This window comes from Intrasporangium sp. Soil_C_50, assembly GCF_057656595.1.
In genome coordinates this window covers 1-8,965 of sequence record NZ_JBDGKB010000023.1, presented here as the reverse complement: position 1 = coordinate 8,965, position 8,965 = coordinate 1, and the positions used below count along the sequence as shown (strand labels likewise).

10 protein-coding genes are annotated in these 8,965 nt (G+C 73.1%); 4 read left to right on the top strand and 6 right to left on the bottom strand.

Annotation, left to right across the window (positions count from 1 at the left end):
- Positions 1-77 precede the first annotated feature (77 nt).
- Entirely contained in the window at positions 78-710 is a 633-nt protein-coding gene (locus tag AC3A5R_RS23005) for a hemerythrin domain-containing protein (RefSeq protein ID WP_487623103.1), read from the bottom strand.
- A gap of 142 nt (positions 711-852) precedes the next feature.
- Here AC3A5R_RS23005 and AC3A5R_RS23000 point away from each other — a divergent pair, with 142 nt between their 5' ends.
- Together AC3A5R_RS23000 and AC3A5R_RS22995 are read left to right on the top strand one after the other, a co-directional pair.
- Positions 853-2,280: an esterase/lipase family protein gene (locus AC3A5R_RS23000; RefSeq protein ID WP_487623102.1), complete on the top strand. Its 1,428-nt coding sequence runs from the start codon at positions 853-855 to the stop codon at positions 2,278-2,280.
- A 64-nt stretch (positions 2,281-2,344) separates the two neighbouring features.
- Positions 2,345-2,770 carry a VOC family protein gene (locus AC3A5R_RS22995; protein WP_487623101.1) on the top strand — a complete coding sequence of 142 codons (426 nt, stop codon included), beginning with the start codon at positions 2,345-2,347 and terminating at the stop codon, positions 2,768-2,770.
- Positions 2,771-2,798: 28 nt separating this feature from the next.
- Here AC3A5R_RS22995 and AC3A5R_RS22990 read toward each other — a convergent pair whose 3' ends face one another.
- Both AC3A5R_RS22990 and AC3A5R_RS22985 read right to left on the bottom strand, forming a co-directional pair.
- On the bottom strand, positions 2,799-3,629 hold the full coding sequence (locus tag AC3A5R_RS22990) for an arylamine N-acetyltransferase family protein (RefSeq protein ID WP_487623100.1): 831 nt from the start codon (positions 3,627-3,629) through the stop codon (positions 2,799-2,801).
- A gap of 34 nt (positions 3,630-3,663) precedes the next feature.
- Positions 3,664-4,692, bottom strand: a complete 1,029-nt coding sequence (locus AC3A5R_RS22985; RefSeq protein ID WP_487623099.1) for a Y-family DNA polymerase — start codon at positions 4,690-4,692, stop codon at positions 3,664-3,666.
- Positions 4,693-4,813: 121 nt separating this feature from the next.
- On the opposite strand from AC3A5R_RS22985, the gene AC3A5R_RS22980 reads away from it, so the two are divergent.
- Positions 4,814-5,287 carry a hypothetical protein gene (locus AC3A5R_RS22980; RefSeq protein ID WP_487623098.1) on the top strand — a complete coding sequence of 158 codons (474 nt, stop codon included), beginning with the start codon at positions 4,814-4,816 and terminating at the stop codon, positions 5,285-5,287.
- A 20-nt stretch (positions 5,288-5,307) separates the two neighbouring features.
- On the opposite strand, the gene AC3A5R_RS22975 is transcribed toward AC3A5R_RS22980, so the two are convergent.
- The 3 genes from AC3A5R_RS22975 to AC3A5R_RS22965 form a co-directional block, all read right to left on the bottom strand.
- Positions 5,308-6,315 carry a patatin-like phospholipase family protein gene (locus AC3A5R_RS22975; protein WP_487623097.1) on the bottom strand — a complete coding sequence of 336 codons (1,008 nt, stop codon included), beginning with the start codon at positions 6,313-6,315 and terminating at the stop codon, positions 5,308-5,310.
- A 454-nt stretch (positions 6,316-6,769) separates the two neighbouring features.
- Positions 6,770-7,360: a DinB family protein gene (locus tag AC3A5R_RS22970; protein ID WP_487623096.1), complete on the bottom strand. Its 591-nt coding sequence runs from the start codon at positions 7,358-7,360 to the stop codon at positions 6,770-6,772.
- 65 nt (positions 7,361-7,425) lie between these two features.
- Positions 7,426-8,205 carry an SDR family oxidoreductase gene (locus AC3A5R_RS22965; RefSeq protein ID WP_487623095.1) on the bottom strand — a complete coding sequence of 260 codons (780 nt, stop codon included), beginning with the start codon at positions 8,203-8,205 and terminating at the stop codon, positions 7,426-7,428.
- A gap of 147 nt (positions 8,206-8,352) precedes the next feature.
- On the opposite strand from AC3A5R_RS22965, the gene AC3A5R_RS22960 reads away from it, so the two are divergent.
- Positions 8,353-8,895 carry a VOC family protein gene (locus tag AC3A5R_RS22960; RefSeq protein ID WP_487623094.1) on the top strand — a complete coding sequence of 181 codons (543 nt, stop codon included), beginning with the start codon at positions 8,353-8,355 and terminating at the stop codon, positions 8,893-8,895.
- Positions 8,896-8,965 lie beyond the last annotated feature (70 nt).

The window sequence follows — 8,965 nt, the reverse complement described above, 5'->3', positions numbered from 1 at the left end:
GCCCGGCAGTAACCCGACGACACCGGTAGTGCGACAAGAACTCTGCCCTTGTCACACCCCACGGTCCACCAGTGAGCTCAGCCCTCGGACGCCTCCTTCGAGGCCTTCTTCGAGGCGGCCTTGCGGGCCGGGCCGGTCCTGGCGGCCTTGGTCGCCGCCCGGGCCGCCTTCTTCTCGGTCTGCGTGGCGCGCGTGGCCTTCTTCGTGTCGACGTAGCGTTCGGGGTCCTTGTCCTTCGGAGCGATCCCGTCGGCCCACCGCTGCGCCTCGTAGCGCAGGAACTGCACGGCGATCTCGTGCCGCAGCTCGAGGCTCGCGCGCTGGCGGAAGTCGGCGAGGTCCTGGCGCTCCTCCTCGCCCATGTGGTCGCTGTTGTGGACGTTGGCGTCGACGACGGCGGTCCACCACGCGTCGGACCCGGTGCGGCACCGGCCGACCTTGCGCACCGCCTTGCGGATCTCGTTGTGGTCGTGGACGGCGTCCTCGACCTCCTCGTCGACCGACTCCGCGTCGGCGCCGCCCGTGCCGAGCCGGAGCAGCTCGGGGTAGAAGTAGCGCTCCTCGGCCTCGGCGTGCACCTCGAGCAGGACCTCGAGCCGCTTCCACACGGCGGCCAGGCCCTCGTGATCGTCGCGGGGCCACTCCTCGAGCATCGCGAACATCCGTCGCTGCTCCTCGTGCTGGTGGGCGATGACCTCGGTGATGTCCACGGCTGCTCCTTCGCGGGCTCGGCGTTCGGCGACTGTCGCGTTCATACCCGTTTCGCGTATCACCGGAGGGCATCGGTGCCACCGTTGGTCGGAAGGTCACCAGCAGCGGGCAACAGCCAGAGGCAGCGAGGCGGTGGGTCGGATGACGAGCAACGATCTCGTCGTGGTTCTCCCGGGCATCACGGGCAGCACCCTCGGGGTGCGCGGCGCCGACGGCTCGCCGGCGAGTGCCAACCTCATCTGGGCGCCGAGCGCCGGTGCGGTGTGGAAGATGTTCACCGGCGGCGACTCGGTGCTCAGGCACGCGTTGCCCGCCGGCATCGGCGACGCCCACCCGGGCGACGGCGTCGAGGCGGTGGCGCTCATGCCGGACGTCCACGTCATCCCGGGCATCTGGACGCCCATCCGCGGCTACGACGTGCTCCTCGCCGCCCTCGAGAAGCTCGGCTACCGCCGCGACAACGGCGCCCAGCCGCCGAACCTCATCGCCTTCGCCTACGACTGGCGCCTGTCCAACCGGTACAACGGCCAGCGGCTCGGCACCGTCGTCGAGCCCGCGCTCGAGCGGCTGCGCGCCCGGGGCGGTGAGTGGGCCGACGCCAAAGCGGTCTTCTTGTGCCACTCGATGGGTGGGCTCGTGGCGCGCTGGTACATCGAGAAGTGCGGCGGCGCCGAGGTGACCCGCAAGCTCGTGACGCTCGGGACGCCGTGGCGCGGGGCCACCGATGCCCTCGAGCAGCTCGTCAACGGCGTCAAGAAGGGCATCGGTCCGTTGTCGGTCGACCTGACGCAGTTCGCGCGGAGCATGCCGTCGCTGCACCAGCTGCTGCCGGAGTACGCGTGCATCGGCGGCGCCGGTGGGGCCGGGGGCTGGGCCAAGACGACCGAGGTGCAGGTGCCGAACGTCGACACCGCGATGGTCGCCGACGCCATGACCTTCCACACCGACCTGCAGGCGGCCGAGGCGGCCCGACCCGGCAGCCGTGACACGACGCACCTGGTGCTCGGCGTGCGCCAGCCGACCCAGACCACCGTGACCTTCCAGGACGGCCGGGCCGTGACGTCGCAGACCTTCGGCACCGACGACGACTACGGAGACGGCACCGTCACCCTCACCGGGGCGGTCGGGCTCGGGGAGAGCCTCGACACCAACCTCGCGGTCCGGGTGCCGGAGCAGCACACCAACCTCCAGTGCAACCCGTTCGTCCTCGACCAGGTGCAGGAGATCCTCACGGCGAAGCCGGTGCGTCGGCGCGACCTCGCCACGGTCACCGTCCGCGCCGTCGTGCCCGACCTCGTCACGGAGGGCCACCAGCTGCGCGTCGCGTTCGACCTCGAGGCCGACGACCCCGAGGCCGGGTCGCCCGACCAGCCCGTCGTCGTCACGGTGACGAGCGAGAAGGGCACGGTGCTCGCCACGACCGAGAAGGCGACGCGGGACGGGCACGGGTCGGTGCGCTTCGCCGACCTGCCGCCCGGCACGCACACGGTGACGATCGGCGGCTCGGGTCCGGCCGCGACGGTGCGGCCGGTCACCTCGACGACGCTCGTCTGGCCGACCGACACCTGACGCGTCGCCGAGCACGACGCGGAAACCGCTGGCGCGTGTCGGTGCCGGGTGCTGGGGTGGAGCGATGACCGACACGACCACCTCGTCACCCCTGCCCCCCGACCAGCGCATCGGCTGGGACTGCGTCGCCCTCGACTGCGCCGACGCGGCCGGCGTGGCGCAGTTCTACGCCGACCTGCTCGGCGGCCGCGTCGATGCCGACCCCGACGGCGACTGGTTCAACGTGCTGTGGGACGGCCCGCGCATCGCCACGCAGGTCGCCCCCGGCCACACGTCGCCCGACTGGCCGCGCGGCGAGCAGCAGGCGCACCTCGACTTCGTCGTCGTCGACATCGCGGCCGCGCACGAGCGGGTGCTCGCCCTCGGCGGCACCGCCCTCGACCCGGTCGAGCCACCGCAGCCGTCGCCCGGGCGTGGCTTCCGCGTCTACGCCGACCCGGCCGGGCACCCCTTCTGCCTGTGCCGTCCCACGCGGGACGCCTGGGGCTGAGGCGGATCCACGCTTTCGGTGACCGGTGTCAGGCGTCGGTCAGCGTGATCCCGAAGTGCTCCTCGAGCACGGCCGGGAGGTCCGCGGCGTCGACCGTGCGCTCGTCGCGGCTGCCGTGCGTCGTCGTGATGAGGCGGTCGCCGCTCAGCGTGACGCGCCCGGTCTCGGTGAGCCGAGAGGCGAGCCGTTGCTGGGTGAAGTGGCTGTCGGGCGAGCGCTGCTGCCACTCGTTGCGCGGTACGAAGTCGGACAGCCGGTGCGACCGGGTCGTGAAGGCGTACCGCGGCGCCCAGTCCTCTCTCCGTGCGTCGGCCGGGCGCTCGCGGTAGGTCCAGGTGGCGTCGGTGCCGCGGGTGAGGCCGACGTCGGTGTCCCGCTCGCGTCGCACGAACCCGTCGCGCAGCGGCAACGGCTCGATGAACCCGGCGCCGAAACCGACGTCGGCGAGCACCCGCTCGTCCATCGCCTCGCTGTCGACGACGAGCGCGAGGTGGTCGAACTCCGGCGTGAATCCGCCGCCGCTCATGGCGACCGGCGCCGAGACGAGGTCGACGCGGTAACCGACGGTGCGCAGCAGCGCCGCGAAGAGCCCGTTGAGCTCGTAGCAGTAGCCCCCGCGGTGGTGCCGGACGACCTTGTCGACGAACGCGTCGAGGTCCAGCTGGATCGGCCGGCCGAGCCCGATGTCGAGGTTCTCGAACGGCACGGCGAGCAGGTGGGCCCGGTGCAGGCTCGACAGCGCCCCGAGCGTCGGGGCCGCCGGCAACGCCGCCCCGATGCGTCGGGCGTACGCGGCGGCATCGGCGACGCTCAGAGTCTGGGTGCGCGCGTCGGTGCTCGCGTCGGTGCTCGGGTCCATGGGCGCCATCGTGCGACCTCCAGTGCACCTGAGGTCAAGCGGTGGGCAGGGTGGGCAGGGGCAGGGTCAGCCCGACCATCGTGACGCCGCGGCCGTCCCACTCGAACCCGGTGCGGTCGAGCAGGTCGCGGGCGACCGCGCGCAGCGTGTCGAGGTCCAGCGTCGGGGCCGGCAGCGCCCCGCGCTCGAGCGCCTGGACGCCGTCGTCGAAGCGCACGATGACCTCGATCCGGGCGGGCAGCCGGGGCGGGCCGTCGAGACCGGCGACTCGCTGGACCGCCCGGGAGACCTGCGCGTCGAGGACCGCGACGACCTTGGAGCGGGTGCGGGTGGAGGCGAGCGACCGCGTCGCGCTGATCGACCGGCGCGGGCCGGGCAGGCGGATCGTGGCGTCGTCGGTCCCTGCGGCGATCGCGACGAGCCGCCTGGCCATCGCCGTGGAGACGACACCCTTGAGCCGCTCCTCGTCCCAGCCGTACAGGTCGGATACGACGAACAGGCCTGCGGCGTGGAGCTTCTCGTACGTCGTCGGGCCGACGCCCCACAGGTCGTCGAGGTGCAGCCGGGGCCGCACCCGCGCCTCGGTCTCGGCATCGACGACGACGAGGCCGTCGGGCTTCGCGCGCCGGCTCGCCAGCTTGGCCATGAGCTTGGTGCGCCCGACCCCGACGCTCACCGGCAGGCCGACCTCGGCGCGGGCCGTGCGCCGCAGCGCGACCGCCATCCCGGCGGGGTCGCCACGATCGCGGTCGGTGACGTCGAGGAACGCCTCCTCGATCGAGCCGGGCTCGACGAGCGGCGTGTAGCGGTGGAAGACCTCGAAGAGCGCCCGTGACGCCTCCTCGTACACCCCGTCGCGGTAGCCGACGACGAGCACCTCGGGCCACCGACGGGCCACCATCCGCGTCGACATCCCGGCGTGGATGCCGAGGGCCCGGGCCTCGTAGGACGGACACGCGACGACCTCGTGGGCCACGACCATCGGGCGCCCGCGCAGCCGTGGGTCGTCGCGCTGCTCGACCGAGGCGAAGAACGCGTCGGCGTCGGCGTGCAGGAGGACCACGTCCCCACTCCACACCCGACCGCCGACATCGGTCAGCCACGTGTCGGCGCCGGCGTCTGGGATCGGCGAAAGAGCCGCTTCCCAGGGGGATCGGGGCCACACTGGTGCGGGGGTGAGGGCGATGCGAGTTCTCGTCGGAGCGGTGGCGGCAGCGGCTCTGTCGCTCGGTGGTGCGGTGGCCGGCTGCGGCGCGGTCGACGACCTGGTGCGCGCGGCGGGCCAGCACGCCGACGACCTCGCCGGCCTCGCCCGCAGCAAGTGGGTGCCGGAGGTTCCCGCCGTCATGACCGTCACCTCGGAACAGGTTCGGACGCAAGCAGATTCGTTCCTCAGCCGTGTTGCGTCCGTGCCGGTGGAGGACCGTGCCGAGGTGGTCAAGGCGGGCTGCAACCTGTGGACGCTGTATGACATCGACCAGGACCCGGACAAGGCCTGGGCGGCGATCCGCGACCAGTTCAAGAACGCGTGGGTCTACGAGCAACAGGTCAAGGACCTGGGGGCAGAGCTCGCAGCCTCGGAGTCGGGCCGCGAGCAGGCGATCACCCTTGGTCGGGCGGCGGTCTGCCTGGCAGCCGACGAGACCGCACGGGACTGACCCGCACCCGCGACCCGTCGTCAGTAGCCCGCGTGGTCGAGGGCCTCGGTGGTCAGCTGTCGCCCCAGCTCGATCATCTCCGCGGCCCGGTGGAAGTCGAGCGTGCGCACCGCGTTGGACGGGACGGTGACGAGGACGTCGGGCGGGTTGCTCGCCATCCGGTAGCGGGAGATCAGGGCGCTCATCGTGTCGAAGCTCATGTTGAGCAGGTCGACGGTGCCGATGTCGGCCCGCCCGGAGACCAGGGCCTCGGTCGGGGTCTGCGGCGCCCGGGGGACGAGCTCGGCCGCCTCGGGCGGGATCGTCAGCTCGGCGTCGACGTCGCGGCCGTGCGAGAAGCGGCCGGTGATCGCCCGGACCCGTTCGGAGTCGAGCACCTCGGCGGCACTGCGGCGCAGACGCGTCGTCCACTCCTCGTGCGGGCGCGGCTCCGAGGACTCCTTGACCGGCGTCGCTGTGCCGGTCGAGGACCGCATGCCCGACAGCGACACCGCGATGGTGAGGTCGGCGGGCGCGGCGGCGGTCGGCTCGATGGGGATCGGGTTGATGAGGCCGCCGTCGACGAGAACCCGACCGTTGATGACGGCCGGGGTGATCACGCCGGGGATCGCGATCGAGGCCCGGATCGCGTGCTCGACCGGCCCGCGCTGGAACCACACCTCGCGGCGGGCGTTGATGTCGGTGGCGACGGCCGTGAAGGGGATCGGCAGGCTCTCGATCGTCACGCCGTCGAGGATCTCGCCGACGCGGGCGATGATCCGCTCGGCCCGGATCGCGCCGCCGGACGCCGTGAGGTTGAGGTCGAGCAGGCGCCACACCTCGCGCTGGGTCAGGCTGCGGGCCCACTCGGTGTACGCCTCGAGCCGACCGGCCGCGGCGACCCCGCCCACGAGCGCCCCCATCGACGTGCCGGCGATCGCCACGACCTCGATGCCCCGCTCGGCGAGCACCTCGAGCGCCCCGATGTGGGCGTAGCCGCGGGCTCCGCCCGACCCGAGCACGACTGCTGCACGCGTCCCGTCTGCCACGCGTCCGACGATACGACGCGTCCCGCAGCGCCCGTCCGGCCGCGGGGGAGCGCTTCGTCACACCCCACGCGTCACCCGGCGCAGGTCAGGCGCGAGATCGCGCCGCCGCTGTCGCCATCCGACACGCGCCGCCCGATCTCGCGCCCGATCTCACGGGATTCCTCGAACCGCGCACGAGCGAACACGGCGCGACATAGCCTCCCTCGGGTGACGGGGGAGGCGTCGCTCGGCGACGGGGAGAAGCGGATGCGGCTGCGCTACGCCGGGACCTGCGTGCTCTGTGGCACGGCCCTGGACCGGGGTGCCTCCGCCGTGTACTCCCGAATCACCCGCACCGTGCGCTTGGTCCCGGCGTCTGGTGTCGGTGCTCGGCAAGCCGGGACCGCTCGACGCCGACACGATCGCCGACCTGCACCGGCGGCTCGCGACGGCGTTGCCGCCCGCCTGAGGCGGCTCAGACCTCGGGGTCCTCGCCGGTCAGGCCGTCGACGTTCTCGCGGAGCAGGTCGATGTGACCGAGGTGCCGCGCATACTCCTCGACCATGTCGACGACGATCCGACGCGTGTCGGGCGTCCGGCCGTCGCGGCCCGTGACGGCCGCCGGGTGGTCGAGGCCGCCGTCGGCCAGGGCCTCGGCGAGCCATCGCCGCGACCGGTCGCACGAGGTCTCCCACAGCGCGAGGAGCTCGTCGGGGGAGTCGTCCGCCGCGGTGCGGAACTCCCATTCCGGATCGGCGTCGAAGTCGACCGACGCCCACGGTTCGCTCGCGGGCCGGCCGTGCAGTCGGACGCCGAACCAGTGGTCCTCGACGAGCGCCAGGTGCTTGAGCAGACCCCCGAGCGTCAGGGCGGACGGGCCGAGCCGCTTGCGCATCCCCTCGGCGTCGACGCCGCTGCACTTCCAGCGCACGTAGCCGCGGACCCGCTCGAGCTCGCCGAGGAGCATCTCGACCTCGCTGCCGGCGACCGGTGGGTGCGCCGGCGGCGGGAGGAAGGCGGCGAGGTCGCCGGTCGAGGGGGCCGTGGCTGCGGAAGCGTCGGTCATGAGGAGGAGGCTAGGACCGGTTGCGGACGATCCACGGCCGCAACGGTGCTGCCTCTGCTCCGGGCTCAGCCGGCGTTGAAGCCGCCGTTGCTGTGGAGCAGCTGCCCCGTGACCCAGCCGCCCTCCCGGGACAGGAGGAAGCGCACGAGGTCGGCCGTGTCGGACGGTCGCCCGAGCCGCCCCGCCGGGGTCTGGGCGGTCCCCATGCTGCGGATCTCCTCGGTCATCCAGCCGGTGTCGATCGGGCCGGGGTTGAGCACGTTGGCGCGCAGCCCGCGGCGCCCGAGCTCGACCGCCGCGGCGATGACGACGCGGTCGAGCGCGCCCTTGCTCGCGCCGTACGGCAGGTTGTGCGCCGTGTGGTCGCTCGTCAGGGCGACGACGCTGGTGACGGGCTCGTCGGGGTCGGCCTGCTCCGGCAGCCGGTCGGCGACGGCCCGCAGCAGCAGCCAGGCGGCGCGGGTGTTGACGGCGAAGTGCCGCTCCCACGACTCGAGCGTCGTCGACGTGACCGAGCTGTCGACCGACTCACAGTGCGACATGACGACGCCGCGCAGCGGCCCGCGGAAGGCCGAGACCGCCTGCGCGACCAGGGCTTCCGGCACGTCGGGGTCCGCGAGGTCGGACGAGACCAGCTCGACGCGGACGCCCAGGTCGCGGCACTCCTGGGCGACGTCCGCCGGGTCGTCGGCGCCCTGCTCGTAGCCGACACGGTCGTCGTAGGGCCGCCAGTGGTGCAGGACGAGGTCGTGGCCGTCGGCCGCCAGGCCCAGGGCGATCCCGGTGCCGATGGAACGCCGCCTCCCGACGCCCGTGACGAGGACGGTTCCGGATGACCGGGTCATGGTGGGCTCCTTGGCTCGCGGGACGACGGCGACGGCCACGCAACCAGACCCCGCACCCGGGCACAACCGGTTTGCCGAGTGCGGCCATCGGGGAGGTGTCGCGAATGTTCAAGCCGCACAGCGCAGCCGGGCCCTAGCGTCGATGTCATGACCGACACCACACGCACCAGCCGCGCCGCGACCGGCGAGCACACCACCAACGGCGTCCCGCACGGGTCGACGAGCCTCACGCCCTTCATCGCCGTGCCGCGCGCCGCCGAGGCGATCCGCTTCTACGAGGACGTCTTCGGCGCCCGCGTCGTCGACGTCACCGAGATGGGCGGCACGGTCGTCCACGCCGAGCTCGACCTCGGCAACGGCCACCTCCAGCTCGGCGAGCCCGTGCCCGACTACCACCTCGTCGCGCCGCCCGAGGGCGAGGACGACTGCTACTCCCTCGGCCTCTACTGCCCCGACGTCGACGCCGTGGTCGAGCGGGCGCTCGCCGCCGGCGCGACGCTGCGCGAGCCGGCCACCGACTTCGTGTCCGGCGACCGGTACGCGAGCCTCCGCGACCCGTTCGGGGTGCGGTGGAGCGTCCTGACCCGCGTCGAGGACCTCTCCGAGCAGGAGAGTGCCCGTCGCGTCGCCGAGTGGGCCGCCCAGGCGCAGCAGCAGGCCGAGCTGGCCCAGCAGGCCCAGCAGGGCTGAGAGCCCTATGTCAAGCGGCCTGTTGTTGGAGGACCGCCAAGCGTCCGTGTAGGTCGGGGTCGTAGGGCAC

What these genes read in the sequence shown, in the direction of transcription:
- AC3A5R_RS22990 (WP_487623100.1), bottom strand. Translation starts at nt 3,629, where the DNA reads ATGGACCCGAGCACCGACGCGAGCACCGACGCGCGCACCCAGACTCTG.
- AC3A5R_RS22970 (WP_487623096.1), bottom strand. Translation starts at nt 7,360, where the DNA reads ATGACCGACGCTTCCGCAGCCACGGCCCCCTCGACCGGCGACCTCGCC.
- AC3A5R_RS22980 (WP_487623098.1), top strand. Translation starts at nt 4,814, where the DNA reads ATGCGAGTTCTCGTCGGAGCGGTGGCGGCAGCGGCTCTGTCGCTCGGT.
- AC3A5R_RS23000 (WP_487623102.1), top strand. Translation starts at nt 853, where the DNA reads ATGACGAGCAACGATCTCGTCGTGGTTCTCCCGGGCATCACGGGCAGC.
- AC3A5R_RS22965 (WP_487623095.1), bottom strand. Translation starts at nt 8,205, where the DNA reads ATGACCCGGTCATCCGGAACCGTCCTCGTCACGGGCGTCGGGAGGCGG.
- AC3A5R_RS22960 (WP_487623094.1), top strand. Translation starts at nt 8,353, where the DNA reads ATGACCGACACCACACGCACCAGCCGCGCCGCGACCGGCGAGCACACC.
- AC3A5R_RS22995 (WP_487623101.1), top strand. Translation starts at nt 2,345, where the DNA reads ATGACCGACACGACCACCTCGTCACCCCTGCCCCCCGACCAGCGCATC.